General features: G+C 62.6%; 22 protein-coding genes. 15 read left to right on the top strand and 7 right to left on the bottom strand.

All coding sequences use genetic code 11. The annotated features are described in order from the left end of the window. Nucleotides 1-229: 229 nt before the first annotated feature. From FYJ44_RS00945 to FYJ44_RS00935, 3 genes are all read left to right on the top strand, one after another. Nucleotides 230-1,201: a TRAP transporter substrate-binding protein gene (locus tag FYJ44_RS00945; protein ID WP_154508317.1), complete on the top strand. Its 972-nt coding sequence runs from the start codon at nucleotides 230-232 to the stop codon at nucleotides 1,199-1,201. A gap of 185 nt (nucleotides 1,202-1,386) precedes the next feature. After that, entirely contained in the window at nucleotides 1,387-1,866 is a 480-nt protein-coding gene (locus tag FYJ44_RS00940) for a TRAP transporter small permease (RefSeq protein ID WP_154508315.1), read from the top strand. 9 nt (nucleotides 1,867-1,875) lie between these two features. Further along, on the top strand, nucleotides 1,876-3,153 hold the full coding sequence (locus FYJ44_RS00935) for a TRAP transporter large permease (RefSeq protein WP_154508313.1): 1,278 nt from the start codon (nucleotides 1,876-1,878) through the stop codon (nucleotides 3,151-3,153). A gap of 105 nt (nucleotides 3,154-3,258) precedes the next feature. On the opposite strand, the gene FYJ44_RS00930 is transcribed toward FYJ44_RS00935, so the two are convergent. From FYJ44_RS00930 to upp, 3 genes are all read right to left on the bottom strand, one after another. Then, a complete protein-coding gene (locus FYJ44_RS00930; RefSeq protein ID WP_154508311.1) occupies nucleotides 3,259-3,420 on the bottom strand; it encodes a chaperone protein in 162 nt (53 codons plus the stop codon). Nucleotides 3,421-3,559: 139 nt separating this feature from the next. After that, nucleotides 3,560-4,819 carry a uracil-xanthine permease family protein gene (locus tag FYJ44_RS00925; RefSeq protein WP_154508309.1) on the bottom strand — a complete coding sequence of 420 codons (1,260 nt, stop codon included), beginning with the start codon at nucleotides 4,817-4,819 and terminating at the stop codon, nucleotides 3,560-3,562. A 27-nt stretch (nucleotides 4,820-4,846) separates the two neighbouring features. Further along, the gene (gene upp / locus FYJ44_RS00920) at nucleotides 4,847-5,473 is read right to left on the bottom strand and encodes a uracil phosphoribosyltransferase (RefSeq protein WP_154508307.1); all 627 of its coding nucleotides are present in this window, start codon (nucleotides 5,471-5,473) and stop codon (nucleotides 4,847-4,849) included. 361 nt (nucleotides 5,474-5,834) lie between these two features. On the opposite strand from upp, the gene FYJ44_RS00915 reads away from it, so the two are divergent. From FYJ44_RS00915 to tatA, 4 genes are all read left to right on the top strand, one after another. Further along, on the top strand, nucleotides 5,835-6,959 hold the full coding sequence (locus FYJ44_RS00915; protein ID WP_326833656.1) for an alanine racemase: 1,125 nt from the start codon (nucleotides 5,835-5,837) through the stop codon (nucleotides 6,957-6,959). 96 nt (nucleotides 6,960-7,055) lie between these two features. Beyond that, nucleotides 7,056-8,150 carry a DUF362 domain-containing protein gene (locus tag FYJ44_RS00910; RefSeq protein WP_154508304.1) on the top strand — a complete coding sequence of 365 codons (1,095 nt, stop codon included), beginning with the start codon at nucleotides 7,056-7,058 and terminating at the stop codon, nucleotides 8,148-8,150. Nucleotides 8,151-8,275: 125 nt separating this feature from the next. Continuing rightward, entirely contained in the window at nucleotides 8,276-9,115 is an 840-nt protein-coding gene (locus FYJ44_RS00905; RefSeq protein ID WP_154508302.1) for an EamA family transporter, read from the top strand. A gap of 131 nt (nucleotides 9,116-9,246) precedes the next feature. Then, nucleotides 9,247-9,444, top strand: a complete 198-nt coding sequence (gene tatA, locus FYJ44_RS00900; RefSeq protein WP_195840924.1) for a twin-arginine translocase TatA/TatE family subunit — start codon at nucleotides 9,247-9,249, stop codon at nucleotides 9,442-9,444. Nucleotides 9,445-9,730: 286 nt separating this feature from the next. Here tatA and hrpB read toward each other — a convergent pair whose 3' ends face one another. Then, nucleotides 9,731-12,310 carry an ATP-dependent helicase HrpB gene (gene hrpB, locus FYJ44_RS00895; protein ID WP_154508299.1) on the bottom strand — a complete coding sequence of 860 codons (2,580 nt, stop codon included), beginning with the start codon at nucleotides 12,308-12,310 and terminating at the stop codon, nucleotides 9,731-9,733. Nucleotides 12,311-12,505: 195 nt separating this feature from the next. On the opposite strand from hrpB, the gene FYJ44_RS00890 reads away from it, so the two are divergent. The 6 genes from FYJ44_RS00890 (at nucleotide 12,506) to bioA (ending at nucleotide 21,712) form a co-directional block, all read left to right on the top strand. Further along, nucleotides 12,506-13,594: a sigma-54 interaction domain-containing protein gene (locus FYJ44_RS00890; protein WP_154508297.1), complete on the top strand. Its 1,089-nt coding sequence runs from the start codon at nucleotides 12,506-12,508 to the stop codon at nucleotides 13,592-13,594. Between the two features lie 115 nt (nucleotides 13,595-13,709). Then, nucleotides 13,710-16,985 carry a tetratricopeptide repeat protein gene (locus FYJ44_RS00885; RefSeq protein WP_229772431.1) on the top strand — a complete coding sequence of 1,092 codons (3,276 nt, stop codon included), beginning with the start codon at nucleotides 13,710-13,712 and terminating at the stop codon, nucleotides 16,983-16,985. A gap of 181 nt (nucleotides 16,986-17,166) precedes the next feature. Continuing rightward, entirely contained in the window at nucleotides 17,167-17,913 is a 747-nt protein-coding gene (locus FYJ44_RS00880) for a DUF4851 domain-containing protein (RefSeq protein WP_154508295.1), read from the top strand. Between the two features lie 200 nt (nucleotides 17,914-18,113). Next, nucleotides 18,114-18,515 carry a Ros/MucR family transcriptional regulator gene (locus tag FYJ44_RS00875; RefSeq protein ID WP_154508648.1) on the top strand — a complete coding sequence of 134 codons (402 nt, stop codon included), beginning with the start codon at nucleotides 18,114-18,116 and terminating at the stop codon, nucleotides 18,513-18,515. Between the two features lie 142 nt (nucleotides 18,516-18,657). Further along, on the top strand, nucleotides 18,658-19,605 hold the full coding sequence (gene bioB / locus FYJ44_RS00870; RefSeq protein WP_154508293.1) for a biotin synthase BioB: 948 nt from the start codon (nucleotides 18,658-18,660) through the stop codon (nucleotides 19,603-19,605). Next, nucleotides 19,592-21,712, top strand: coding sequence for an adenosylmethionine--8-amino-7-oxononanoate transaminase (gene bioA / locus FYJ44_RS00865; RefSeq protein WP_154508291.1), 2,121 nt, complete (start codon nucleotides 19,592-19,594; stop codon nucleotides 21,710-21,712). The genes bioB and bioA overlap by 14 nt, the downstream gene beginning before the upstream one ends. Before the next feature lie 24 nt (nucleotides 21,713-21,736). Here bioA and FYJ44_RS00860 read toward each other — a convergent pair whose 3' ends face one another. Together FYJ44_RS00860 and lpdD are read right to left on the bottom strand one after the other, a co-directional pair. Next, entirely contained in the window at nucleotides 21,737-21,943 is a 207-nt protein-coding gene (locus FYJ44_RS00860; RefSeq protein WP_154508289.1) for a hypothetical protein, read from the bottom strand. After that, the gene (lpdD, locus tag FYJ44_RS00855) at nucleotides 21,937-22,299 is read right to left on the bottom strand and encodes a prenylated flavin chaperone LpdD (RefSeq protein WP_154508287.1); all 363 of its coding nucleotides are present in this window, start codon (nucleotides 22,297-22,299) and stop codon (nucleotides 21,937-21,939) included. Before lpdD ends, FYJ44_RS00860 begins: the two co-directional genes overlap by 7 nt. A gap of 463 nt (nucleotides 22,300-22,762) precedes the next feature. Between lpdD and dapF the strand changes: the two genes are divergently transcribed. Next, entirely contained in the window at nucleotides 22,763-23,632 is an 870-nt protein-coding gene (dapF, locus tag FYJ44_RS00850) for a diaminopimelate epimerase (RefSeq protein ID WP_154508285.1), read from the top strand. Nucleotides 23,633-23,648: 16 nt separating this feature from the next. Next, complete coding sequence (locus FYJ44_RS00845) at nucleotides 23,649-24,875, top strand: LL-diaminopimelate aminotransferase (protein ID WP_154508283.1); 1,227 nt, start codon at nucleotides 23,649-23,651, stop codon at nucleotides 24,873-24,875. A gap of 60 nt (nucleotides 24,876-24,935) precedes the next feature. On the opposite strand, the gene FYJ44_RS00840 is transcribed toward FYJ44_RS00845, so the two are convergent. After that, nucleotides 24,936-26,174: an HD domain-containing protein gene (locus FYJ44_RS00840; RefSeq protein ID WP_154508281.1), complete on the bottom strand. Its 1,239-nt coding sequence runs from the start codon at nucleotides 26,172-26,174 to the stop codon at nucleotides 24,936-24,938. Nucleotides 26,175-26,345 lie beyond the last annotated feature (171 nt).

Below are 26,345 nucleotides of genomic sequence, written 5' to 3'. Positions count from 1 at the left end.
GTGGGCTTTCTTGCGTCTCCGCCGCGCCCGAGGTCATTGATCGCACAAACAATGAAAGGAAAATTCTTGCCAGATACCAGGCGCGAGGCTACATAGTTAGAATTATAAACGCATGGAGTGCGGTTTCCCCTGTGCGCGGACACTGTTGCGGAAGCGACGGCGTCTTTTGCGGCATTGTCGGAAGCCCGGCTCCAGATTCATAACCCGCATTCTTGCAAGGGAGTTGTGTATGTTCCGTACCCTCGTGTCCGCCGCGGCCATTCTGCTGCTCGGCGCATCTCTGGCCCTGGCCGCGCCCGTTACCCTGAAACTGGGACACATTGCCGAGCCTGAAAATCCCTACGGTCAGGGCGCCGACCATTTCGCCAAACTGGTGAAAGAGCGCAGCAACGGCGAAGTGGAAATCAAGGTGTACCCTTCCAGCCAGTTGGGCAACCAGCGCGATCTTGTGGAAGGCCTGACCTTCGGCACCGTGGACATGACCCTCACGGGCACGGCCGTGCTGGGCAACTTTGTGCCCGAAGTGTCGGTTTTTGACCTGCCCTTCATTTTCCGCGACGTGCAGCACGCCTACAAGGCCCTGGATACCGTGGGCATGGAACTGTGCAAAAAGGGCGAGGCCCGCGGCATGATCACCCTGGCCATCTGGGAAAACGGCGTGCGCCACATGACCAACAACGTCCGCCCCATCCGGAAGCCCGAAGACATGAAGGGCCTCAAGTTCCGCGTCATGGAACAGCCCGTGTACATTGAAATGATGAAGTCCCTGGGCGCGAGCCCGACCCCCATGGCCATGAGCGAACTGTACACCGCGCTGCAGAAAGGCGTCATCGACGGTCAGGAAAATCCCCTGGCCCATATTGCCACCAAGCGTTTCTATGAAGTGCAGAAGTACATCTCCCTCACGGGCCACACCTATGCCCCCGAGCCGGTGCTGATCAGCACCATCGCCTGGAAGAAGCTCAGCCCCGAGCAGCAGCAGATCGTGCGCAAGGCTGCTGAAGATACCCGAGACTGGCAGCGCCAGCTCTGCCGCGACCTGGAAGGCAAATTCATGAAGACCATTCTTGACAGCGGCAAGAGCCAGGTCAACGACGACGTGGACAAGGAAGCCTTCGCCAAGGCCACGCACGGCGTGTGGGACATCTATACCAAGCGCTTCGGCGACGCGAACATCAAGGCTATCCTGGCCGTCAAGTAAGCGCGCGGCGTTCAGGGGTTTTTCCGGCGGGGTTCCAGACGGAACCCCGCCGGTTCTTCCGCCCGGCGCAGGCTGCCGCCGGGGCGCGGGAAGAAACGCGGCGCGCGTATGAAGGTCTTGGGAAGCGAGCACGAAGCCCGCTCCGTTCCCCGTTGAGTCATCGCGTCGGCAGCCGGGGAGTTCACATGATTTCGTTGTTCAAATTTTTTGAGAATCTGCTCAAGACGCTGGTGATCGTGGCCAACGCGGCCATGCTACTGCTGGTTTTCGGGCAGGTCATCACGCGCTACGTTTTCGGCTGGACCCCGCATTTCGGGGAAGAGCTGGCGCGTTACCTCTTCGTCTGGGTGGTCTTTCTTTCCCTGCCGCTGGTGGCCCGCTACGGCGGTCACATGTGCATTGAAACCCTGACCAGCCGCGTCAAAGGCCGCATGCTGAAGACGCTCAATATCCTTGCTGATATTTTTTCCATCGCCTTTTTGTCCATCATGGTCTGGAACGGCGCGCGCATGGTGGCGCTGGCCGACTTCCAGACCTCTCCGGCCATGATGATTCCCATGTCCTGGGTCTACGTGGTCATTCCCTTCGGCTGCGGCGTCATGCTGCTCTATGTCATCGGCAACCTCGCGCGCGTTCTCAGAACGCCCGCCGCGGAACTGAAGTAGGAGGCGGCCATGACATTGTGGGTTATTCTGACGTCCTTTGTGCTGATTCTGGCCACCGGGGCCTCCATCGGTGTGGCGCTGGGCCTGTCCTCGGCCATTGTGCTCTACGCCGTGCTGGATATGCCGCTCATTGTGGTGGTGCAGCGCATGTTCACCTCGGTGGATTCCTTTTCCTTCATGGCCGTGCCTTTCTTCATGCTGGCCGGGGCCTTCATGTCCGACGGCGGCGTGACCCGCCGTATCGTTGATTTTTCCATGGCCCTGGTGGGAGCGCTGGCAGGCGGCCTCGCTCTGGTGGTGGCTGTGGCGGGCATGTTTTTCGCCGCTCTGTCAGGCTCATCGGCGGCCACAACGGCGGCCATCGGCGCGTCCATGATCGACGAGATGGAGCGGCGCGGCTACCCGCGTTCCTTCGCGGCGGCCGTGGTGGCCAGCGGCGGCACGGTGGGCATCGTCATTCCGCCGTCCATCACCATGGTGGTCTACGGCTCCATTGCCAATACGTCCATTGCCGACCTGTTCATCGCCGGTTTCGCGCCCGGCATTCTCATGGGCGTGACCATGTGCCTGGTGAGCTGGGTCATCTCCAAGAAAAACGGCTATCAGGGCGAAGGCCGCTTCTCTGTCATGCGCGTTCTGCGTTCCTTCAAGGAATGCTTCTGGGCTCTGATGATGCCGGTGATCATCCTCGGCGGCATTTACACGGGCATTTTCACCCCCACGGAGGCCGCCGCCGTGGCCGCCGTGTATGGGGCGCTGGTGGGCTTTTTCGTCTACAGGGAGCTGACCCTGGCCCACTTGCCCAAAACCCTGCTCAGCGCGGCTTACAACACCACCATGATCATGTTCGTGGTGGGCGCGGCCAATCTGTTCGGCTGGATTCTGACCAACGCTCAGGTGCCGCACATGCTGGCCCAGAGCTTCGCCACGCTCACCGACAGTCCCATTGTCTTCCTGATGCTCGTCAACGTGCTGCTGCTCTTCATCGGCACCCTGATCAACGCCTCGGCGGCGGTGGTCATTCTCACGCCCATTCTGCTGCCCGTGGCCACGGGCATGGGCATCGACCCCATGTTCTTCGGCGTGCTCATGGTCGTGAACCTGGCTATCGGCTGCATCACGCCCCCCGTGGGCCTGGACCTCTTTGTAGTGGCCTCCATCACCGGCCTGTCCATCGACAAGGTCACGGCCAAGGTCATGCCGTACCTGATCATGCTGCTGGTGGACCTGATTTTGCTGACCTACTTCCCCTCCATAATCACTTTCCTGCCCGAGCTGCTGCGGTAGCCACCGGCGCACGGCAAAAACACAAAGGCTCCCCCGGAAAGCGGGGGGAGCCTTGCACGCAAAGCGGCGGGTTTCCCCGCCGCTTTGCTGTAGTTTCAGATTGTTCTAATCGCACACGCCGGTGTGCTCCGGCCCTTCGGGAACCTGGCAGGCGTTCTGGCGCTTGCCGCTGCCGCTGCACTCATTGCAGACGCTGCCGTCGTTATTTTTGCCGCTGCCGTTGCAGGCCGGGCAGGTAGTGTATTGGTCGTTACGTTTTTCCGTCATGATTCAGACCTCTCTTATATGCATTCGCTGTTGATCCAGCGTTGCAGAAAGGATAGCACGCGCCATGGAAAAGGCCTAGTCCTGATTTCAGCCCGCAGCCGGGCTGCGCCGCGCATGGCCTGCGCCTTTCTTCCCGGCCTCATTCCCGTCGCTGGGGCAGAAAGAGGTTGAGCAGCACGCCGGTCACGGCGGCCAGACCGATGCCGCCCAGCTTGAAGGAACCGATGCTGAACTGCATGCCGCCCACGCCGAAAATGATGATCAGGGCCACGATGACCATGTTGCGCGCTTCCATCAGATCTTCGCGGGCCCGGACCAGAGTATTCAGGCCCACCACCATGATCGCTCCGAAGAGCAGGATCATGATCCCGCCCATGACCGGCGTGGGAATGGAACTCAGAAAAGCTCCCAGTTTGGAAAGAAAGGAGAGCAGGATGGCGCAGAGCGCGGCCCAGGTCATCACAGCGGGATTGAAGGCGCGGGTCAGGGTCACCGCTCCGGTGACTTCGGAATAGGTGGTATTGGGCGGGCCGCCCACGGCGCAGGCGGCCATGGTGGCGATGCCGTCGCCGAGCATGGTGTTTTTGATGCCCGGATCCTTGAGATAATCCTTGCCTGTGACCGAGCTGATGGCGATGACGTCGCCGAAATGCTCAATGGCCGGGGCCAGGGTGATGGGAATGATAAAGAGGATGGGTTCCAGGGAAAACTCCGGAAACGTGAAGGCGGGCACGGCCAGCCAGGGCGCGGCCAGCACCTTTTCCCAGCCGCCCACGCCCAGGGCGAGGGAGGCGGCGAAGCCCACGGCGATGCCGCAGAGAATGGGCACCAGTCGCAGAAAGCCCCGCCCCAGCAAAGAAACCAGCACCGTGGCCGCCAGGGAGGCCATGGAAATGATCATGGCCGTATTTTCCGGCACGAGCTGCTGCGCGCCGTCGCCGCTCTTGCCCAGAGCCATGTTCACGGCCACGGGCGCGAGCACCAGGCCGATGACCACAATCACCGGGCCGGTGACGATGGGCGGCAGCAGGCGCAGAATGATTCCCATGCCCCGCCAGCGGATCAACAGGCTCAGAAGAACATAGACCAGACCGGAGCAGAACAGCCCGCCCAGCGTCTGGGCCATGCCCCAGGTCTGCGCGCCGTAGATGATGGGCGCTATGAAGGCGAAGGAGGAGGCCAGAAAAATGGGTACCTTGCCGCGGGTGCAGATCTGGAAGATCAGGGTGCCCACACCGGCGGTGAACAGAGCCACATTGCTGTTCAGGCCGGTGAGCAACGGCACCAGCACCAGGGAGCCGAAGGCCACGAAAAGCATTTGCGCGCCCAGCAGACAGTCCCTGAAACGAAAGTTATAGCTGACGCCTGTGCCGCCGTGTTGCCCGCTGTCCGCATGCATGCGCCCGCCCCCGTGTACGTGGTTATGCTATTTTGTGCCGAAAATGCGGTCCCCGGCGTCGCCCAGGCCCGGAATGATGTAGCCGTTCTCGTTGAGATGGTCGTCAATGGCGGCGGTGTAGATGTCCACATCCGGGTGTTCGGCCTCGACCCTGGCGATGCCCTCGGGCGCGCAGACCAGATTGAGACTGCATATCCGGCGGCAGCCGTGCTTTTTCAGCAGTTCGATGGTTGCGGTCAACGAACCGCCGGTGGCCAGCATGGGGTCCAGGATGATGGCCAGCCGCTGCTCCAGATCCTTGGCCAGCTTCACGTAATATTCCACCGGCTCCAGCGTGGCCTCATTGCGGTACAGGCCCACCACGCTGATTTTGGCGCCGGGAATCATGTCCAGCACGCCGTCCATGAGGCCGAGGCCCGCCCGCAGAATGGGCACCACGGTCACTTTTTTGCCCGAAATGGCCTCCACTTCCACCGGTCCGGCCCAGCCCTGCACGGTGTGCTTTTCGGTACGGAAGGTCTTGGTGGCTTCATAGATCAGGAGGCGGGCCACTTCATTGGCCACGGTGCGGAATTCGCGGGTGGAAGTGGACGCCATGCGCAGGATGCCCAGTTTATGGCGCACAAGAGGATGATTTACCACATAGACGGCCATAACTCCCTCCCGGGAAAAGGATAAAGAGAATATAATAGACTGTTTTTACTACAATTCTTAATTTATTAGCCTATGCCGCCAGAGCAGGCGTGTCAAGATGGGACGGCGCGTAATCGATCTCCCCGGCGACTGTGGGAGCCCGGCCCGGTTTACAGGCGGGGACTTTTGCGGTAGGCCGATTTCGCCGGAACGGTTGACGCAGCAGTCGCTCATGGACCGACTTCTATTGTCAGGCGAGAGCATGACGCGGCGGCAACGCTGCCGTGATCGAGCAGAAGCCGCCTTTTACGGCGAAGTAATTTTCATGAATCGCCTGTGGGCAATTTTATGAAATGATCTGTGGAGAGCAAAAGGAACGCCCGTGCATATAGACCACCTGCCCACCCCCGCTCTGCTCCTGGATGAAGCGCGCCTGCGCCGTAACATCGCCCGTCTGGACGAACGCCTGCGCGCCCTGGGCGTGAACCTGCGGCCGCACTGCAAGACTTGCAAAAGCATGGACGCGGCCCGGCTCTGCATGGCCTCGCCGCAGGGGCCCATCACCGTTTCCAGTCTGGCGGAAGCCGAATATTTCGCGGAACACGGCGTCACGGATATCTGCTACGCTGTGGGCGTCGCTCCGGCCAAGCTGGCGCGGGGCATGATTCTGCGCGAGCGGGGCGTACGCCTTTCCCTGCTGCTGGACAGCACGGAGAACGCCCGCCTGCTGGCCGCCTTTGCCGGGAAACACGGGCACGTCTTTGATCTGCTGCTGGAAATCGACTGCGACGGGCACCGCTCCGGTCTGCGTCCCGATGATCCGGAACTGCTGGAGTGCGCGGCTGTCCTGACCAGGGCCGGCCAGAATTTGCTGGGCGTGCTGACCCACGCCGGTTCGGCCTATGATCTTGCCGCCCCGAGTCCGGAAGCCTTCGCCGCCCTGGCGAAACAGGAGCGCGACGCGGCCGTGAGCGCGGCGCAACGCTTGCGCGCCGCCGGGCATGGCTGTCCTGTGGTCAGCGTGGGTTCCACGCCCACGGCCTTTTTCGGCAGGGATTTCACGGGCGTCAGCGAAGTGCGGGCCGGGGTCTACATGTTTCAGGATCTGGTCATGGCCGGGCTGGGCGTCTGCCGTGTGGAAGACATTGCCCTGTCCGTGCTCTGTACTGTCATCGGTCGCCGGAAAAGCGACGGCAATCTGGTGGTGGACGCCGGCTGGACGGCTCTTTCACGCGACGCGGGACTGCCGGGCCGTTTCGCCCGCGAGGGCTACGGTCTGGTCTGCGATGTTGACGGCAAGCTTCTGCCCGGTCTGCGCGTGGCGGAAACCAATCAGGAGCACGGCATCATCGCCGCGCGCGAGGGTATGTGCCCGCCCCTGCCCGTGGGCGCGCAACTGCGCATTCTGCCGACGCACGCCTGCGCCGCCGCCGCCGCCTTTGACGCCTATCACGTCTGTCGGGAGCGGGAAGTCACGGCCCTCTGGCCTCGCTGCCGGGGCTGGTGATTCGCGCCGGAACGCGGGCGCGGCTCTTCGTCCCGCTTGCCTGGAAAATACGATCGTGCCAGAATGAAAAAACACATCCACTGGAGGAGATAGCCTATGCCTGCCACCGTTTATTACGCGGATATGCACAGCCGTTCACACGAAGACAGTAAAATCGCCAAGGTGGCTCGCCTTTGCGACGCCGTGGGTCTGAAAAAAGTCATCAAGAAGAATGACCTCACGGCCATCAAGCTCCATTTCGGTGAATACGGCAATGACACCCACCTCAATCCCACTCTCGTGCGCCAGGTGGTGGACAAGGTTCTGGACGCCGGAGGCAAGCCCTTCCTGACGGATACCACCACCCTGTATTCCGGCAGCCGCCACAATGCCGTGGATCACCTCCAGACGGCCTATCTGCACGGCTTCGCGCCCTCCGTGGTGCGCGCGCCGGTTATTGTGGCCGACGGTCTGTACGGCGAAAACGACGTGCCCGTGCGCATCAAGGCCAAGCACTTCAAGGAAGTCCACATCGCCACGGAAATCCGCCGCGCGCCCGCCATGGTGGTGCTGTCGCACTTCAAGGGGCACGAGATGGCCGGTTTCGGCGGGGCCATCAAAAACCTGGCCATGGGCGGCGCCTCGGTGCGCGGCAAAAAGGACCAGCACGCCACCCACGTGCATGTGGATGAAAAAACCTGCGTGGGCTGCGGCAAATGCGTCAAGGCCTGTCCGCAAAAGGCCCTGAGCCTGCACAAGAAGAAAAGCCAGGTGGACGTGGAACGCTGCATCGGCTGTTTCGAGTGCATTACGGTCTGTCCGGTCAAGGCCATCAGTATCGACTGGGCCACGGAAATGACCCCCTTCATCGAGCGTCTTACCGAATACGCCTACGGCGTGGTCAAAGGCCGCCAGAAGCGGATCTGCTATATTAACTTCGTGCTTAACGTCACGCCGGACTGCGACTGCGTGGCCTGGAGCGACGCCCCGCTGGTGCCTGATCTGGGCATCCTGGCTTCCACCGATCCTGTGGCCCTGGACCAGGCCTGTTTCGACCTCGTGAACAAGGCTCCCAGCCTGGCCGCCGGGTTGGACGGCGGCGCGCCCGACAAGTTCACGGCCCGCTGGCCCAATACCCGCGGCGACGTCCAGTTGAGCTACGGCGAGGAAATCGGCCTGGGCAGCCGCAAATACAAGCTGGAAAAAATATAGTCCCTCACCGGCGGCGGGCCTGATCAGGTTCGCCGCCAGTCCCTCTACGCATAGCGCCCGCGCGGGCACGCATCTGAAACGACTCCGCGCCGCCATCTGTTTCGCCCCAAGTTGGAGAGCCATTCATGTCCGGCCAGATCATTCTTCTTGTGCTCGGCGCGGCCCTGCTGCATGCCTCCTGGAACATCATCGTCAAAGGCGGGGACAACAAACTGTACGAGTCCGCCATGAATGCGCTGGGCGGCGGCCTCGGCGCGCTCTGTCTGCTGCCTTTTCTGCCCCTGCCGGACAAAAGCGCCTGGGGCTTTCTGGCTCTCTCCTGCTGTTGCCACCTTACTTATTATCTTTGCATCGCGGCGGCCTACAAGGTGGCGGACCTTTCCCTGGGCTACACCATCATGCGCGGCACCGCGCCCATGCTCACGGCCCTGGTGCTCTGCGTTCTGGGGGTGCCGCTGAGCCTCACCGGCTGGGGCGGCGTGCTGCTGCTCTGCTCGGGCATCCTGACCCTTGCTCTGGAACAGAAATTCAGCCGCAAGGCCGGTCTTAAAGGCATTTTGTACTCCCTGCGCACCTCCTTCGTCATCATGGGCTACACCCTTGCCGACGGCTACGGCGCGCGCGCCAGCGGCGACGGCGTGAGCTACACCTGCTGGATTTTCTTTCTGAACATCTTTCCTCTGCACCTTTACGTGCTGGGCCGCTACGGCAAAGACTATCTGCATTACCTGCGCAAGCGGGCCGTGGTGGGCATCAGCGGCGGCCTGGCAGGACTGGGCTCCTACGGCATCGCCATCTGGGCCATGACCGTGGCGCCCATTGCCCTGGTGGCGGCCCTGCGCGAAACCTCGGTGATTTTCGGCATGCTCATGGCCGTGGTATTTCTTGGCGAAAAACTCTCTCCGGTCCGCGTACTGGCCATTCTGCTGGTCATGGGCGGGGCCATGATTCTGCGCTTGGGCTGAGCCCGCCCGCTGGAAGCGCGCACGGCTTCAGAAGCGGCTTGCTTTTATGCCGGGGACGGATATGCTGATCTGGAATGAGAGAGGTTGTTCCGGCTTGCTTGGCTTTTTACCCCAAAGGAACTCCTGATATGATGGATTTATTCAGCATACCGCATTTACTCGTGGTGCTTCTGGTTGTCATGGTGCTGTTCGGCACGAACAAACTGCCTGAAATCGGCGCCGGGCTCGGCAAGGCCATCAAGAACTTCAAGATGGCGGCCACGGAGCCGGATGAAATCGATATTTCCTTCAGCAAAAACAAAAGCGCTCAGCACAAATCGGACAGTTGACCGCGTCCCCGGATTCGCTCGACGGAGAGCGTAAAGGCCTGATGAATCGCTTTGTCAGGCCTTTTTGCATGAGAAAGAAGCTCCGGGCTGCCGACAGTTGCGCGTTTGCGTGAGCATGTTGCTGTTGGGCATATTGAAATATTCCGGCGCTGCACTCGCAGCCGCCCGCCACAAAGGCGTAAGCGCAATGCATTTGCGCTGTTAAGCGCCGAAGTGGGCGTCCTCAAACTTTAAGAATATAAATTCGTAAAGGTAATTTGCTCTAAAGGCTCAAGCCGCCGGTCCCTCAGGTTTGGTTTTTGGCCGCCAGTTTTTTCTTGGTCAGGGCCGTGGCCGGAGCCGTAAGCGGATCTTCCGGCCAGGGATGCTTGGGGTAGCGGCCCCGCATTTCCGCACGTACGGCCTGATAGCCGTTGCGCCAGAAATGGGCCAGATCGCGGGTGACCTGCAAGGGTCGCCCGGCCGGTGAGTTGAGCCGCAGGGTCAGGGGCACCCGACCCTGGGCGATGCGCGGGCTTTCCTCACAGCCGAAAAGTTCCTGCAGTTTTGCGGCCAGCCAGGGGCCGCCTTCCTCGCCGTAGACAATGGGCCGCAGCGTGCCCGAGGGCACCTGCCAGTGGCTGGGGGCTTCCCGCTCCAGCCGCCGGGTCAGGGGGTAGGGCAGTTGCGCGCGCAGAGCTTCCAGCAGGCGGCCGGGCGTCAACTGGTGGAGTGCGGTACACTCCGCAAGCCAGGGGGCCAGCCAGTTCTCAAGGTTTTTCAGCAGGGCGTGGTCGCTGAGATCCGGCCAGGGGTCGCCGTCCAGTTCCCGCAGCAGCGCCACTCGCGCCCGCCATTGGCGGGCCTCGTCACTCCAGGGCAGCCGGGCCAGGTTCCGGCCTCCGCCCTGGCGGAGATATTCGCACAAGGCCCGGACGCAGGATCCGGCGTCCGGACGGGGCAGCGGGGCGTCCCGCAGCAGCAGGCTGCCCAGCATTTGCTGTCGGCGGGCCAGCACCGCGCCGTCGTCTGAAACGCTGATGCAATCCTGACTGCTGATTTGATGGCCGAAGAGTTCTTCCAACTGCGGGCGGCCGAACGGCGCGGCAAGGCGGATGCGTCCGCGCGGGCCGCCGCCGGAAACGGCGGCTACAGCCAGAAATTCGCGGCTGGCCAAGGGGTCGCTTTGGGGCAGTTGCGCGGCCTGGCCCGAGCGGAGCAGAAAATGGACCACAGCCTGTTCGCCGGGCTGTCCGCCCGTCCGTCCGGCCTTGGGGCGGTCGGCGTCGCCGGAAAGGCGCTGAGCCAGCCATTCCGGCCAGGCCAGGGCCAGCAGCGTTCCGGCGGCATCCTGGTCCGTCAGGGCGGCGTCAAAAACCTGTTGTCTGACGCCCAGCGAATCGGCCAGACGCCGGGCCCGGCGTCGCAAGCGCGTCTTTTCCGGCGTGTCCCGGCCACGGCAGAGCCAGTCCAGACGGCGGCCCAGATCACAATCCGCGCCGTGGGCATCCTGCCCGGAGCGCAGCAGGGGATCGCGGTCTTCCAGCAAGGCTGCCAGGCAGCAGGCCAGGGCCGCGTGCCCGCGTTCCCGGCCGTACAGCAAAAGGCGCGCCAGACGGGGGCTGGAAGGCAGCGCGGCCATCTTCCGGCCCAGACTGGTGGCGCGGCCGCGTTCGTCCAGCGCGCCCAGATCGTACAGGGTCTGCCGGGCCACGGCCAGCGCGGCGGGGGGCGGTTGATCCAGCCAGGTCAAGGAGGCCACGCCGTCCGGTCCGGCCGCGCCCCAGACAGCCAGTTGCAGCAGCAGGCCGCTCAGATCGGCATCCAGAATTTCGGGGCGGATCTGCGGGCGCAGGCCGTTTTCTTCTTCTCTGGCCCAGAGACGGCAGCAGATGCCCGGCTCCATGCGGCCCGCCCGGCCCGCGCGCTGGGCCGCGCCCGCCAGGGAGACGCGCCCGGTGACCAGGCGGCTGAGGCCGCAGGCCGGATCAAAACGCGCGCTGCGTTCCAGGCCCGCGTCCACCACCAGACGCACGCCTTCAATGGTCAGGGAGGTTTCGGCAATGGAGGTCGCCAGGACCACCTTGCGCGTGCCGGCTTCCGCCAGGGCAATGGCCGCGTCCTGTTCCCGGGCGGAGAGATTGCCGTACAACGGGCAGAGCCGGGCATCCGGCGGCAGGCGTTCTTCCAGCAGCGCCGCCACTTGGCGGATTTCGCCCGCGCCGGGCAGAAAGGCCAGCAGGCTGCCGGTTTCCTCCCGCAGCAACTGAAGGATCACCGCCGCCGTGTGCCGCCAGAATTCCGCTCCCATGCGTCGTTGCGCGCCGCGCGGCGGCAGCCAGCGGGTTTCCACCGGAAAGCTGCGTCCGGCGCAGTTCAGGCCCGGGCAGTCTCCCAGCAGATGCGCCACGGCCTGGACGTCCAGCGTAGCGGACATGACCAGCAGGCGCAGGTCGGGCCGCAAGGCCGCCCGGCTTTCCAGGCAGAGGGCCAGACCCAGATCGGCCTGGAGCGAGCGCTCGTGGAATTCGTCAAAGATTACGCAGGCCGCCTGCGGCAGTTCCGGGTCGGCCTGCAACAGGCGGGTCAGCACGCCTTCGGTAATGACTTCAATGCGGGTGGCCGGGCCGATGACGCTTTCCTCCCGCATGCGCCAGCCCACGGTTTGTCCCGGCTCCTCGCCGAGCAGGCGGGCCATGTAGCGGCCCAGAGCGCGGGCGGCGACGCGGCGCGGCTCCAGCAGCAGAATCTTGCGGTCCGCCAGCCAGGGCGCATCCAGCAGCCAGAGGGGCACGCGGCTGCTCTTGCCCGCGCCGGGCGGCGCGCCGAGCACAAGACTGTCGCCGTGCTCCAGCAAGCGGAGCAACTCGGGGCGCAGTTCGTCCATTGGACAGGGCGGGCAGGACAGCAAAACAGGCGGTTCGGCGCGTCGAAGGGAGTTGGAAGAGGGCTGGCTCATGGGCGGCAGGGGGAAAAATTGTGGCGGCGCAACAAAAACTGCTGACATCCTGTCTTTTTTACTGGCAATTCGGCACGCGTCAGTGTATTGACACCTGAAAAGCCCTGTAAGCGGGGAAGGTCCATGGAGCTAAATACAAGCGGCATTATCGGCCAAAGCACCACGCTGGCCGACGTTTTCAGAATTCTCGGCAAGGTGGCCCCCACTGACAGCACTGTGCTTGTAACCGGCGAATCCGGAACAGGCAAGGAGTTGCTGGTGCGCGCCCTGCACGCTAACAGCCGTCGCGCCGACAAACCTTTTGTACCCATCAACTGCGGGGCTATCCCCAAAGAACTGCTGGAAAGCGAACTTTTCGGTCACGAAAAGGGCGCCTTTACGCACGCCATCCGCTCCAGGCCGGGCCGTTTTGAACTGGCTGACGGCGGCACCATTTTTCTGGATGAAATCGGCGAAATGGAGTTGAGCCTCCAGGTCAAGATTTTGCGCGTGCTGCAGGAGAAGGAAATCGAACGGGTGGGCGGCAGCGGTTGCAAAAAGGTGGATGTGCGCATTGTGGCGGCCACCAACCGCGACCTGGAAGCCGAGGTGGAAGCCGGACACTTCCGCGAAGATCTGTATTACCGCCTGAACGTGATTCCCCTGCATTTGCCCCCCCTGCGCGAGCGCGGCGACGACGTGCTTTTGCTGGCCCGGCATTTCCTGGACCACTTCTGTCGTAAGAAAGCCCGTCCGCCCCTGGGCCTGACCCCGGACGCCCGTCGTGTTCTGGCTGCCTACACCTGGCCCGGCAATGTTCGCGAGCTGGAAAATTTCATGGAGCGCCTGAGCATTCTGGTGGACGGCGCTGTGGTCCAGCCATCGGACCTGCCGCGCAAAATTCTGGATCAGGTGGGCGACATTTCGGCCCTGCCCGAAGTGGAGGAGCAGGGCGCACCGGAGTCTGCCGCCCCGTCCGCGCAATCGGCGTCGGACGCGCCGACCCACACGGAAGCCCCGCGCGACGCGTCACAATCCGGCGGTTTTGTCTGGCCGGATCTGGCTGTGCTGGAGGGCCACGGCCTGAATCTCAAGGATTTTCTGGACGCCGTGGAAAGCCGTCTGATCGACGAAGCTCTGAACCGGGCCGGGGGCGTGAAAAATCAGGCCGCGGAATATCTGGGCATCAAGCGCACCACCCTCATTGAGAAGCTCAAAAAACGCAATCCCTGATGCGGAGCGCTTTCCGTCACCTTTTATGGGCATATTTTTTGCATAAAATGAGGCGGATGTCTGATCCGTCATGTGTTGTTGTCATACGTCAGTGAACAGAAGCCTGACTGCCGGCATGTTCCGGCCTCATAGCGCCGTTGTGAAGGGCGCGCCGCGCCGGTTGTTGCCATGGCTCTGTCTGCTGTTGGCCGTGCTCCTGTGTCGGCCGGAGCAGGCGCGGGCCATGCTCTGGCAGTGGACGCCCGGTACGAATGCCGGGCGGTTGATCCTGGTGCTGGACAGCCCCGGCCAGGCCCGTAGCGTGGCGCGCGTCAGCGCCACGGATCTGGAACTGATGCTGAACAGCCCGACCGCTTCTCTGCGTCAGGCCGGGGATGCGCCCGCGCCTGACGCTCTTTTGCGCGCTCTGGCTCTGGACGGCAGCGCGAACGGCGGGCGGCTGCGCATCCGTCTTTCCCCGCGCGTCGTCAATTATACGCTGACCCGTCCCGCGCCCGGCAGGGTGGTCATGGAATTCTTTGCCGCCCCCGGCGGTGACGCGGCTGCGGCGCCCGTCGTCGCCGGGCCGTTGTCGGCCCCGGTCGGCGCGCGGGCGTCCCGGAGCAGGGCGGACGAAAGCGTGCCGCCTCTTGCGGCCGGGCAACTTCCGGCTGATCTTTTGCGCCGCCGGTTGAGCGGTCTGCGGGCCGTGCCGTATTCCCGTCTGGCGGAGCTGGCCGATCCTCGGCCTAGTGTCCCCACTCCCCATGAAGAGCGCGTGGTGCCCGACTTCGCGCCGCCCGCCGCCGAAGCCGGTTTCTGGTCTTCTTCGGCTTTTGCCGCCGCTGTTCCGGAAAACGGCGGTCCCAAAGAATTGGGCGACAGGGGGGTGATGCTTTCCCGTCAGGATTTGCGCGGCAAGATTAATGCCGGTGGCCCGGAAGACTGGCCTGAAGCCGGCGGGCTGTCCACGGCTACGCTGCCGGCGACCGGCGGGGAAAGCGCCGCGCCGGGAGAAAGTCCGGCTGAAGCCCGGCCCGGGAGCGTCGGCGGCAAAACGGAATCAGCCGGAGATGTCGACGCGGCAACGTCCCGGACCGCGTCGAACGCCGCCCCGCAACAGGCTTCTCCTTCGGATGCGGCTCCCGCGTCCGAAGGAAAAACCACCGGTGAAGAGCCGGGCGCGTCCGCGCCGTCCGCCGCAGTGCAGAATGCCGCGTCGCAGGCGCGGGATACGGGGCCGAAGGCTTCCGGCACAGTGAACACAAAGCCGGTGGGCCTGCCTGTGGGCGAAAAGCAGGCCGAGAAAAAGGAAGCGCCCGCGGAAAAGCCTCGTGAAGTCATTTACGTGGACGAACAGGGCAATCCCGTATCCAAGCCGCCGGAGCCGGACAAGATGCTGGCCGAGGCAGAACGCCTGATCGGAGAAAACAAATTTGACGAAGCCCTGCCGCAACTGGAGAAAATCCGCGCTCTGACCGACATCACGCCGGAGATGCGGGAAAAGGTGCTCTATTACATCAGCGACTGCCTCTGGGTGCGCTATGCGGACAATCCTCTGGCGGGCTACGAGGCCATTGTTTCCTCCACCAACGAGGCCTTGAACGCCAATCTGCGTTCGCCCCGCGTGCCCGACGCCCTGTTGCGCCTGGGCCTTGCCAACGCCAATGTGGGCAATCTGGTGGACGCGGGCGGCTATATCGTGGCCCTGCTCCGGCGTTATCCCGATTATCCCGGCGTGGCGCAGGGCTTTACCGCGCTGGGCAAGGAACAGCTCAAGCGCGGGCTCAATGCCGAGGCGGAGCAGTCCTTTTCCATCGTGCTGGACAAATATCCCGAGTCTTCCCACCTCCAGACCGCGTCCGTGGGGCTGGCCCAAGCGCTTTTCAACCAGAAAAAGCACGACAAGGCCCAGATCATTCTGGACTTCATCAGCAAGCGCTGGCCGCGTTATTATATTGATGAGCCTTCCTTTCTGCTGTTGCAGGCGGGCAACGACGAAGCCCTGCAAAAGACGGACACGGCGCTGGATCTCTACTGGCTCTATGTCAACCTGGAGCCGGGCCGCCAGGGCAACGACGCGATTCTGCTCAAGATGGGCGATACCTATCTGCGCAGGGGCAAGAACGCCGCCGCTGATTTTATTTACCGTGAACTGGCGCGCCGCTTTGCGGATTCGCCCCTGGCGTCCACGGCCAGGCTGCGCCTTGCGGAAAAGGGCATTTACGACTCGCCCATCACCTATGAGCAAATGAATCAGGTCTTCGCCAGGGGCGGGGAGCCGCCGTTGTGGCAGACCTACAGCGAGCTGGCCGCGTCGTCCCAAACGTCTCCGGACGCTGTCCTGGCTCGTCTGAAGCAGGCCATGTGGCTGTTCTGGGACAAGCAGTACACCGAAGCCATGGGCAAGGCGGCGGATTTTATCGACGGCTACCCCGAACACCCCGACGCGCCGCAGGCCCGTGAAATTATCTGGCAGGCCTTTCAGAAAGAACTGGCGAACTCCCTGGCCGAGCAGAATTACGGCCGCATTCTGATCTTGTGGAACGGTTTCCCCCTGGTGCGTGAGCGCTACGGCGAACCGGACCCGCGCCTGCGCTATGCCCTGGCGCAGGGCTGGCTGGAGCGCGGCAACGAGAAGAAGGCTTTTGAACTGCTGGGAGAATTTTTGAAATCTCCCATGGACCCGCAGTATGGCGAAGCGGCTTTTACGGAATTTTTCAACCGCTATCTCCAGGCCGGGGCCTGGGACAAGATTCTGGATCTGGGCAAACTGGTTTCCACCTGGGACATGAAGCCCCAGTTGCGCAAGCAGCTGGATTACGCTCTGGCGCTTTCCGCCCAGAATCTGAATCTGGCAGGCCCGGCGCTGGCCATGTGGCGGCAGTTGGCGGCGCGCGACGACATCCCGCTCTACCAGCAAGCCTATGCCACGTATTTTCTGGCCCGGGACGCGGAAAACCGCAAAGACATCAAAGACTCCTATGATCTGAACCGCAAGGTCATTGAGCTTTTCACCCGCCTGCAGGACGAGCGTTCCGACAAGGCCGACCCGCAACGCATCAAGGAGGCCATAGCCGCGCTGATGGATATCTGCGAAGTGGGCAACCGCATTCCCGAAGCCCTGCAATGGGTAAACCGCTACAATGCCTTTGTGCCGGATACTTCGCCGGAATATCCGGGTCTGCGTTTCCGGGAAGCGCGCCTCTATCGCAAACTGGGCGACGCAAACCGCGCTCAGGCCTTGCTGGAAGATATTGTCCGGCGGTTCCCCGACTCCAGCTTCGCCACGGCGGCGGCCGGTGAATTGCGCACCTTTGAGGTCTCGCGCGATCTGCAGACGTACATGCCGGGCGGCAATGCCTCGCCGCGCCGGCAACAGTCCCAGCAGCAACAACCGGCGCAACAGTAATTCCGTTTCGCCTCTCCTTTCTTCTTCTTCTTCTTTTCCGCCTTTTTTCCACTGTCATCTCTCTTAATAATAATGATTGCCAGGCACTGAACCTTGGCATATCTTTTCCATAGGGAATGAAAAACCGTTACCCGGCACCCGTCCGCTTCGGCGACGTGCCGGTTTCATGGAGGATTGCGCCATGACGACGAAACACATGCGTCTTTTCGGTATAGCGGCTCTGGTGCTGATGATGGTCGGCTGCAGTGCCGCGCAGCAACGCGGTATGGTCGGCTCCGCCTATGTTTCCACCGCTCGTCCGGCCATTGCCGTGGAAGCCAAAAACATGCCGCTGCTCACGGCGGGACGGGGTTCGGCCAATCTGACCAGGAGCAGCATGGCGGGCGGCCTGCCCATCCGCGTCTGGCTTGCGGTCTACGGCGCGGGCGACATCAGCCCCATGGCCGTGGTGGCTCAGGCCGAAGTGCCCCAGGGCTGGTACTGGGACGGCATTATGCGCCGCCCGTTCAGCGTGGATGACGGCGTGGAGGTTTTTGACGGCGTCGGCTATCAGGCCTGCACCTATATTGTGGACAGCAGCCGTGATCCCTTTGGCGCGCTGGTGGCCGGCAAAACGCCGGAAGGCCGTCCCGTGCGCTGGCTGGCCCGTGGTTTTGCGGCCCGCTACAACTTTAATGACGATAAGATCATCATGGAATATCGTGAGCCGCTTCCCGCCGGAATAGAATCTCTTTCGGCCTTGCCTCTGGGGGCTGCCGATACGCTTAAAGACTTTGAACAGCGGGCGCGGGAGACGTTCAGCGTGGGGCCGGTGCCCGCTGATCTTTCCCCGTTGCGTCAGGGGTACGCGCAGGGCGTGCAATGGCAGTACATGGATGAGAGTTTTCTGGGTACCGTATCCCAATATGACTTTTTCAACGATAACTGATTTCGTTATGAATGGATGAAAAATAGCTGCGGCACATTCGATAGAGCACAATACAATTGACGTGGCATGAGGCAGTGTGTATGGTAAGCGCACCCTGTAATAGGGGGAGGCTGAAGCTGTCCTGAGGCACGGGTGTTGTATCCCAAGACACCGTGCGTCGCGCTGGAAACAAAAGACATACCACAAGCAAGAGGTGGGCAATGGACGATTATTTAAAAGAGGCGTTGGAAATCACCCGCGCCCAGGCCGGTGTCCGGATTATGACTGAAGAGGACATCGCGACCTTTATCCAGAAGGTGGCGGTGGGCATCCGTGCTGTGGCCGAAGGCGAAGCGCCGGTGGAACTCGACAGCGCTGAAATGGCTCTGGAAGCCCGCAAATCGGTGAAAGAAAAATCCGTTACCTGCCTTGAATGTGGAAAGAGCTTCAAAATCCTGACGAAGCGGCATCTGGCCAGTCACGGCATGGATACCGCCGAATACAGGGAAAAATGGGGCTTCAAGAAGGATGCGCCGCTGGTTTGCAAAGCCCTGCAACGTGAACGCCGCAAAAAGATGAAAGACATGAAGCTGTGGGAAAAGCGGCGCAAAGTAGTCAAATAGGACCAAGACGCCATGGAGCCCGCCGCACGGCGGGCTTTTTATATGCCGTAGTAATCTGCTGACGCGTCCGGTCCCATGCCTGTCCGTTCACCGGGGCTCCCCCACGGCGGCAAGAGACTGGAAAGTTCAAAGGTTGATTGTAATGGAGATGTTCCCGGCGGCAACGCCCGCCCAGGCTTTAGCACTTTTGTCCCTGCCCGACGCGCGGCTTTTTGAACAGGCCGCGCGTTTGCGCGAGGCGGCTTTCGGACGCGCGGTGGATCTTTGCGCCATCATTAACGCCCGCAGCGGCAACTGCGCCATGGATTGCCGCTTTTGTTCCCAGAGCCGTCATAATCACACGCCCATAGCTGTGTTTGATCTTTTGCCGGATGACGCATTGCGGGAGCGTATTCTGAAACTGGCCGCGCTGCCGGTGAACCATATCGGCATCGTCACTAGCGGCGCGGCGCTCAGCGAGGCGGAGCTGGCGCATCTGCGCGCTGTGCTGGCCACATTGCCGGACGCGGCGCGGCCCCGCGTCTGCGCCTCTCTGGGGCGGCTGAGTGCGGCCCAGCTTGAGCAACTGGCCGGGGCCGGTCTTACACGCTACCACCACAATCTGGAGACAGCGCAAAGCCATTACCCGCGTGTCTGTACCACCCAGACCTGGGAACAGCGCCGCGATACGGTGCTCCGGGCTCAGCGTGCCGGTCTGACGGTATGCACCGGCGGTTTGTTCGGTCTGGGCGAAAGCTGGGAGGAGCGCATCGCCTTTGCGTTCAGCCTCAAGGAACTGGGCGTTCGCCATGTGCCCATGAATTTTCTGCATCCTCACCCCCAAACGCCGCTGGCCGGGCAAGAAATTCTCTCCGCCCGGGAGGCGTTGCGGATCATCGCCCTGTTCCGGCACATTCTGCCCGAGGCCACGTTGCGGATCTGCGGCGGCCGTCCCACAACCCTTGGAACGCGACAGCACGAAATTTTCGCTGCCGGGGCCAATGCCCTGATGACCGGCGATTATCTTACCACGCACGGACAGGGCATTGAAGAAGACCTTGCCATGATCGCGGCTCAGGGCCTGGAGGCGGGCAGTCATGCGCGGCGCTGATTCCACAGGCGGCGCGATGCGGGAAGGGCGTCCTCTGTGCGCCGTCTTTGTGAGCGGCACCGGCACGGATGTGGGCAAGACCGTGTTCACGGCGGCCCTGTTGCGGGCGCTGCGTCTGGCGGGTGTGGCGGCTCAGGCCGTGAAGCCCGTGCAGACCGGCGTGCCCGCGGGAGAGGAATATGACGCGCTTCAGGCTGACGCGCCGGTGTATACGGCGGCTGTGGCCGATCTGCCGCCTGTGCCGGGTCTGGCCCCGGCGGCCGTGCTGCGCTGCTTTTCCCTGCCCGCTTCGCCTCATCTGGCCGCCGCGTACGATGGCAAGCGTCTGAAAGCGGCAGAGCTGGCCCGGGACATCCTGAAGCATTGGGACGGCCTGAATGGCGCGGCGGAACTTTTGCTGCTGGAAGGCGCGGGTGGACTGTGCGTGCCGCTCAACAAGCGGGAGGACATGCTGGACCTGATGGACGCTCTGGATTTGCCCGTGCTGCTGGTGAGCGGCAACGGTCTGGGCGCATTGAATCATACCCTGCTTTCTCTGGCCGCCCTGCGCGACAAGGGCTTGCGTCTGGCGGCTCTGGCCCTGATCCCCACGCAACCTGCCGCAGCGGGCGCTCCGGATGAGGATGAAGCCCGCATTCTGGCCGACAATCCCCGGATGCTGCGCGCGCGGCTGGCGCAAGCCGGCTGTGACGCGCCGGTGCTGGAGCTGCCTCGTCTGGCGCGTTTGGACGGCGCGGCATGGCAGCGTCTGGCCGCGGAATTGTCGCCTCTGGCAGAGGAACTGCGCCGCTCTGTGGAATGTCCGCGCGGCGAGGCCGCAGCGGATCTGGTATCGCGCGACCACGGCGCGGTCTGGCATCCCTATGCTTCGGCCGTGGAATTGCCGCCCTTATGCGCGGCCCGGCGCAGCCATGACAACCGTATCGTTCTGGCTGACGGGCGGGAACTGATCGACGGCATGTCCTCCTGGTGGGCGGCGGCGCATGGCTACAATCATCCCCGTCTGCTCGCGGCCCTGCGTTCCCAGGCCGGCCGCATGCCGCACGTGATGTTCGGCGGCCTGACGCACGCCCCGGCCGTGGAGCTGGCGGAGCGCCTGCTGGCGCATATGCCCCGGGGGCTGGAGCGCGTCTTTTTTGCCGATTCCGGTTCCGTGGCTGTGGAGGTGGCCCTGAAAATGGCCCTGCAATATCAGCAGGGCAGGGGAGAGACGCGGCGCACGCGTTTTTTGACGCCGCGCGGCGGCTATCACGGCGATACGCTGGGGGCCATGTCGGTCTGTGACCCGGTGACGGGCATGCACAGTCTGTTCGCGGGGCTGTTGCCGCGACAGATTTTTATGGAGCGGCCTTCCTGCCGTTTTGACGCGCCCTTTGATCCGGCCAGCCTGGACGACGCCCGCCGGGCGCTGGAGCAACACGGCAAAGAGATCGCGGCCGTGATTCTGGAACCTGTGGTACAGGGCGCGGGCGGCATGTGGTTTTACCATCCGGATTATCTGCGCGGTCTGGCGGAACTCTGTCGCGGGGCAGGCACGCTGCTGATTTTTGACGAGATCGCCACCGGCTTCGGCCGCACCGGAAAATTTTTTGCCGCGGAGTGGGCCGGCGTCACGCCGGACATTCTTTGCTGTGGCAAGGCCCTGACCGGCGGCATGCTCACCCTGGCGGCCACGGCCTGCACCGGCGACGTGGCGCGGGAGATCTGCCGGGAAGGCCGGGTCTTCATGCACGGGCCCACATTTATGGCCAATGCTTTGGCCTGCGCCGTGGCCGGGGCCGCTCTGGACATCCTGGACGAAAACCGCTGGCAGGGGCAGGTGGCCGGTCTGGAAACGGCCATGCGCCAGGGGCTGGAGCCCTGCCGCCAACTGCCCGGCGTGGCGGACGTGCGGGTGCTGGGCGGCATCGGCGTGGTGGAAATGGAGCAGGCCGTGAATACGGCGGCCTTGCAGACCTGTTTTGTGGAGCAGGGGGTCTGGATCAGACCCTTCAACCGTCTGATCTACCTTATGCCGCCCTACCCGAGTCCCGCCACGGACGTGGCCCGGCTTTGCGCGGCTGTGGAGGAAGCCCTGCGCCGGGGGGCGCACAGGGCGGACGCCTGACGCGCGTGCTCTGAGGCCGGGGCCTTATTCGGCGGGAGGCGGCGGTACGGGCAGGCCCCGGAAGATGAGCCGCGTGGCTGTGGCGTCGGCCAGTTCGGCCACGTCCATGAGCTTTTCCAACAGCTCCAGCAGGTAGAAGCGGTCATTTTCGCAGCCGTCCTTGAAGTCGGCTTCGAGTTCGCCGGAACGCATATAGGTTTCCAGTTCTTCCAGATCCTTGACTGTCAGCATGCTTCATCCTTTTGTTCCGCTGTCATGGCGGCCAGGCAGCGCTCTGTCAGCGTTTCGGCCAGGCGCTCCACGGCGGCGATTTCTTCTTTGCTGATGGCGTCGTAATGGATGCCCGCGCTTACGCAGACGGCGCAGTTCAGGGCGTCGGCCATGCGCCGGGCCATGCGCCGGACCAGTTGATCTTCCCGGTGTCCCGGCAGAACAAGCAGACCCGCTTCGTCCGCGCCGCCGGGCGCGGCCAGGGCCACGGCTCCCAGATGGGCCGCGCCGCCGTTCAGCACCACCTGAAGATCGCGCCCCAGCCGCAGGACGCGCAATTCCAGTTTCAGCCGTCCCTGGCAGAGACGAAAACGCATGGCCGCTCCTTGGGCGTTTTTTGGCAGCATGGAGTAGAACAACCGTTCTGGCAAGTGGAAACGGACTGTCCGGTGCGGCGGCTTTCTCTGGGGAGATAGCCATAATCGCTTCCGCGCTGTTGATGATATCAGAAGATTTTTACCGGAATGTTATCAAAATCCTGACCGCCGCAAAAAAATGCAGGTTCACAGGGATACCGTGGTTGCAGTCGGTCGCCATCAGTCATGGCATGATCATCCTGTCCACGTTCTTTGATAACCCGCCGCCGAGCCTAGCGGATGCTTTTGCGCCCTAACGGCGGACGGAGACAAGCATTCTTTTTCTTCATTCAAGCGTGTTGCGGATGAAGGCCCCTTGTCTTTACTTTCAAGATGGTTCAGTCTATAAAAATCAGCTACGCTTACTAAATGAACCTGCCGGAAATGGCGCACGACGCATTGCCGGAAGGGAAGGAGTCACTATATGGTCGCGGGATTGCATTTCACCAAAATGCAGGGCATCGGCAATGATTACGTCTACGTGAATGGCTTTGAGGAGCGCGTGGACAACCCCGGCGAACTGGCCAAAAGGATCAGCGACCGGCATTTCGGCGTGGGTTCCGACGGTCTGGTGCTGATTTTGCCCTCCGGTGTGGCCGATTTGCGCATGCGCATGTTCAACGCCGACGGCTCGGAAGCCGAAATGTGCGGCAACGCCACCCGTTGCGTGGGCAAATACGCGCGCGATCACGGCATCGTCAACAAGGATGTCATCCGTCTGGAAACGGCGGCGGGCATCAAAATTATCCGCCTGCTCTTTGAGGCCGGAGAGGTTTGCGGGGCCACCGTGGACATGGGCGAACCCGTGCTCGCGCCTGACCGCATTCCCGTGCTGGTCGCGCCCGCCCTGACCGAGGGCGAAGATCCGCAGCGCTTCATCGCCCGCCCGGTGGAGGTGGGAGGCCGCACGTACGCGATAACCGCCGTGTCCATGGGCAATCCGCACGCGGTGGTTTTCATGGACGGCATCGACGACCTGGATCTGCCCAAGCTGGGACCGAAGTTCGAGCATCATCCCATTTTTCCCAAGCGCACCAATACTGAATTTGTGGAGGTCGCTTCCTCCGACAAAATCAGAATGCGCGTCTGGGAGCGCGGCGCCGGGGAAACCCTGGCCTGCGGCACCGGCGCGTGCGCCGCGGCGGTGGCCAGCGTGCTCAACGGGCATACGGGCCGCTCGCTGGATGTGGAACTCAAGGGCGGCGTGCTGCATATCGACTGGGATAAGAGCGACGGCCACGTCTACATGACGGGCGGCGCTGTGACCGTTTTTGACGGCGTATATTTTATCTGACAAAACCGAGGACAGCATGGCTACGATCAATACCAATTTTCTCAAGCTCCAGAGCAATTACCTTTTTGCCGACATTGCCCGCAAGGTCGCTAATTTCAAGGATTCCAATCCCGACAGCCGGGTCATCAGCCTGGGTATCGGCGATGTGACGCGCCCCCTGGTCCCGGCGGTGGTGGAAGCCCTGCACAAGGCCGTGGACGAAATGGGCGACGCCGCACATTTTCACGGCTACGGCCCGGAACAGGGCTATGCTTTTCTGCGCGACCTGATCATGGAGAACGACTACAAGGCGCGCGGCGTGAACCTCAGTCCAGATGAAATTTTCGTCAGTGACGGGGCCAAGTCCGATGTGGGCAACTTTCAGGAGCTCTTTGCCCCGGACAGCATTGTGGCCGTCACGGACCCGGTCTACCCGGTCTATGTGGACTCCAACGCCATGGCCGGGCGCGCCGGGGACATGGCGGGCAAGCAGTGGAACCGGCTTGTCTATCTGCCCTGCGTCAGGGCCAACGATTTCGTACCGGATTTTCCCAAGACCCGGCCGGACATGATTTACCTCTGCTATCCCAACAATCCCACGGGCACCGTGCTTTCCCGCGCGGCCCTGCAGGGCTGGGTGGACTACGCCCGGCGCGAGGGCTGCGTGATCCTCTATGATTCGGCCTATGAGGCCTTCATCCGTGATCCGGACGTGCCGCACAGCATCTATGAGCTGGAAGGCGCGCAGGAAGTGGCTGTGGAGTTCCGCAGTTTTTCCAAAACCGCCGGTTTCACTGGCCTGCGCTGCGCCTACACCGTGGTGCCCAAGGCCCTGCAGATCAGCGACGGCAAAGGCGGCAAGACGGGGCTCAACGCTCTTTGGAATCGCCGCCAGTGCACCAAGTACAACGGTTGCGCCTACATCGTGCAGCGCGCCGCCGCCGCCGTGTACAGTCAGGAAGGCCGCAGCCAGATTGAGGGCGTGATCAGGGGCTATCAGAGCAATGCCGCCCTGCTCAGCGCGGCGGTGAAGGAAATGGGCCTGGAGGTCTTCGGCGGGGTCAACGCCCCCTACATCTGGGTGAGCGTGCCCAAGGGCATGGATTCCTGGGGTTTCTTCGACCATCTGCTGCAGTCGGCGGCCCTGGTCTGCACGCCGGGCGCGGGCTTCGGAGCCAGCGGCGAAGGCTATGTGCGCCTGACGGCCTTCGGTTCGCCCGAGGATACAGAAGAAGCCATCCGCCGCATGCGTCAGTTGCGCTGATCGCGGGAGCGGACGAAAATATGAAAAGGGGAGGGCGACCTCCCCTTTTTGTATGAACACCTAGTCGAAGTCGGCCAGCAATGCGCCCAGATGCAGGCATTCCAGCGGGCTTTCGCAGAGCTTGGCTTTGAGCCGGGCCTGAGCCTCCTGCAGATGCGGCGAGGAAATTCCGTTGCGGATGGAGCTGTGCGCTTCCAGAAAAGCGGCCAGCCAGTCGCAGATCTTGAGCATCTGGCCGTCCTTGGGGTCCAGGGCGTCGCGGTTGCAACCGCGCTGGAGCGCTTCAAAGCCGTCCACCTTGATGATTTTGCCGCCCTCCCGCCGGCATTCCTGAAATTCCGAACCAACGCTCAGGCCCAGATAGTAGGAAATGCGCTCCACCAGGGGGCCGAAACCCTGTTCGCGCAGGGGCCGGAAAATGCGCCGTTCCAGTTCCGCTTCCTCATATTCTTTAATGATCAGGGGCAGGCTGGCCACGGACTGCTTGACCGGGGAAATGATATCGCGGGTCAGCAGTTCCGGCAGGTCGTGGAACAGGCCGCAGAAAAAATTGTTGTTGGCCCTGGCTGTGCAGGCGTCCACCGCAAGGCTGAAGAAGTAGGCGAAGGCGGCCACAATGAACATATGCCCCAGCACCGAGGTGGCCGGAATGCGCGGAGCCTGGGTCCAGCGGATCTGGAAACGCAGCTGACCGCAGAGGTTGGCCAGCTTGGCCAGGGCCGTATTGGGCGTGAGAATGGCCTCCATGCCCCTGAGGTCGCGGAAAGTATCCAGCCGCTCCACAAAGGAAAGGTCAATGTCGTCCATTTCATCGTCAAAACCGTTGAGCGGCTTGATGAGATGAAATTCCCACTGCGAGGCGTACAAATGGGCCGCCGTGAGAATGCGCCGGTCCAGCCCGTTCTCGTCGCCGCTCAGATGCCAGGCCCGCATGCGCTCCCAGAAATCTCCCAGCGGGGCGAGCACCGGCTCCAGCCGGGCCAGGACATGCTCTGTGAGCTGGCGGTAGTGGACGGGATTTTCCTTGATTTTGTAAAAGACCGGCGGCTTGATGTCCGTGATGATCAGGCGGTAGAAATAATCGAACAGACCACCCTCGATGATGTCGCGGGCCAGGGCCAGGTGCCGGTCTTCCGGCAGGTCGCGCGAATTTTCGTGCCAGAGCACGCAGGCCAGCAGCATTTTGTGGGCCTGTTTGTCAATTTCCAGCAGTTCCACAGGGCGCAGCTTGTCGTTCCAGCGCAGCATATACGCGCCGGAAAAGATCAGTTGCAGCAGGCTCTTGCGAATAACCGGCATAGTCTGTCCTTGAAAAAAGCGAGGGAGCGGGCGGGCGTTTCGGCGCAGGCCCGCGCTGTGAAATTGTCAGTAGCAAAAGTATACGGTCATGGGCTATAAAGCTCAAGCGCCGCGGCCCGGCCGGAAAATCCTTGCCCGACGCGGATGGCGCTTGACACGTTTCAGAGTTTG

Source organism: Desulfovibrio porci (assembly GCF_009696265.1).
Taxonomy (GTDB): Bacteria; Desulfobacterota; Desulfovibrionia; order Desulfovibrionales; family Desulfovibrionaceae; genus Desulfovibrio; species Desulfovibrio porci.
The sequence above is the reverse complement of the archived record's forward strand: the minus strand, read 5'-3'. Positions and strand labels throughout refer to the sequence as shown.

What these genes read in the sequence shown, in the direction of transcription:
- FYJ44_RS00845 (WP_154508283.1), top strand. Translation starts at nt 23,649, where the DNA reads ATGGCTACGATCAATACCAATTTTCTCAAGCTCCAGAGCAATTACCTT.
- upp (WP_154508307.1), bottom strand. Translation starts at nt 5,473, where the DNA reads ATGGCCGTCTATGTGGTAAATCATCCTCTTGTGCGCCATAAACTGGGC.
- bioB (WP_154508293.1), top strand. Translation starts at nt 18,658, where the DNA reads ATGGAGATGTTCCCGGCGGCAACGCCCGCCCAGGCTTTAGCACTTTTG.
- FYJ44_RS00890 (WP_154508297.1), top strand. Translation starts at nt 12,506, where the DNA reads ATGGAGCTAAATACAAGCGGCATTATCGGCCAAAGCACCACGCTGGCC.
- lpdD (WP_154508287.1), bottom strand. Translation starts at nt 22,299, where the DNA reads ATGCGTTTTCGTCTCTGCCAGGGACGGCTGAAACTGGAATTGCGCGTC.
- bioA (WP_154508291.1), top strand. Translation starts at nt 19,592, where the DNA reads ATGCGCGGCGCTGATTCCACAGGCGGCGCGATGCGGGAAGGGCGTCCT.
- FYJ44_RS00930 (WP_154508311.1), bottom strand. Translation starts at nt 3,420, where the DNA reads ATGACGGAAAAACGTAACGACCAATACACTACCTGCCCGGCCTGCAAC.
- FYJ44_RS00905 (WP_154508302.1), top strand. Translation starts at nt 8,276, where the DNA reads ATGTCCGGCCAGATCATTCTTCTTGTGCTCGGCGCGGCCCTGCTGCAT.
- FYJ44_RS00875 (WP_154508648.1), top strand. Translation starts at nt 18,114, where the DNA reads ATGGACGATTATTTAAAAGAGGCGTTGGAAATCACCCGCGCCCAGGCC.
- hrpB (WP_154508299.1), bottom strand. Translation starts at nt 12,310, where the DNA reads ATGGACGAACTGCGCCCCGAGTTGCTCCGCTTGCTGGAGCACGGCGAC.
- FYJ44_RS00925 (WP_154508309.1), bottom strand. Translation starts at nt 4,819, where the DNA reads ATGCATGCGGACAGCGGGCAACACGGCGGCACAGGCGTCAGCTATAAC.
- FYJ44_RS00885 (WP_229772431.1), top strand. Translation starts at nt 13,710, where the DNA reads ATGTTCCGGCCTCATAGCGCCGTTGTGAAGGGCGCGCCGCGCCGGTTG.
- FYJ44_RS00880 (WP_154508295.1), top strand. Translation starts at nt 17,167, where the DNA reads ATGACGACGAAACACATGCGTCTTTTCGGTATAGCGGCTCTGGTGCTG.
- FYJ44_RS00910 (WP_154508304.1), top strand. Translation starts at nt 7,056, where the DNA reads ATGCCTGCCACCGTTTATTACGCGGATATGCACAGCCGTTCACACGAA.
- FYJ44_RS00945 (WP_154508317.1), top strand. Translation starts at nt 230, where the DNA reads ATGTTCCGTACCCTCGTGTCCGCCGCGGCCATTCTGCTGCTCGGCGCA.
- FYJ44_RS00940 (WP_154508315.1), top strand. Translation starts at nt 1,387, where the DNA reads ATGATTTCGTTGTTCAAATTTTTTGAGAATCTGCTCAAGACGCTGGTG.
- dapF (WP_154508285.1), top strand. Translation starts at nt 22,763, where the DNA reads ATGGTCGCGGGATTGCATTTCACCAAAATGCAGGGCATCGGCAATGAT.
- FYJ44_RS00935 (WP_154508313.1), top strand. Translation starts at nt 1,876, where the DNA reads ATGACATTGTGGGTTATTCTGACGTCCTTTGTGCTGATTCTGGCCACC.
- tatA (WP_195840924.1), top strand. Translation starts at nt 9,247, where the DNA reads ATGGATTTATTCAGCATACCGCATTTACTCGTGGTGCTTCTGGTTGTC.
- FYJ44_RS00860 (WP_154508289.1), bottom strand. Translation starts at nt 21,943, where the DNA reads ATGCTGACAGTCAAGGATCTGGAAGAACTGGAAACCTATATGCGTTCC.
- FYJ44_RS00840 (WP_154508281.1), bottom strand. Translation starts at nt 26,174, where the DNA reads ATGCCGGTTATTCGCAAGAGCCTGCTGCAACTGATCTTTTCCGGCGCG.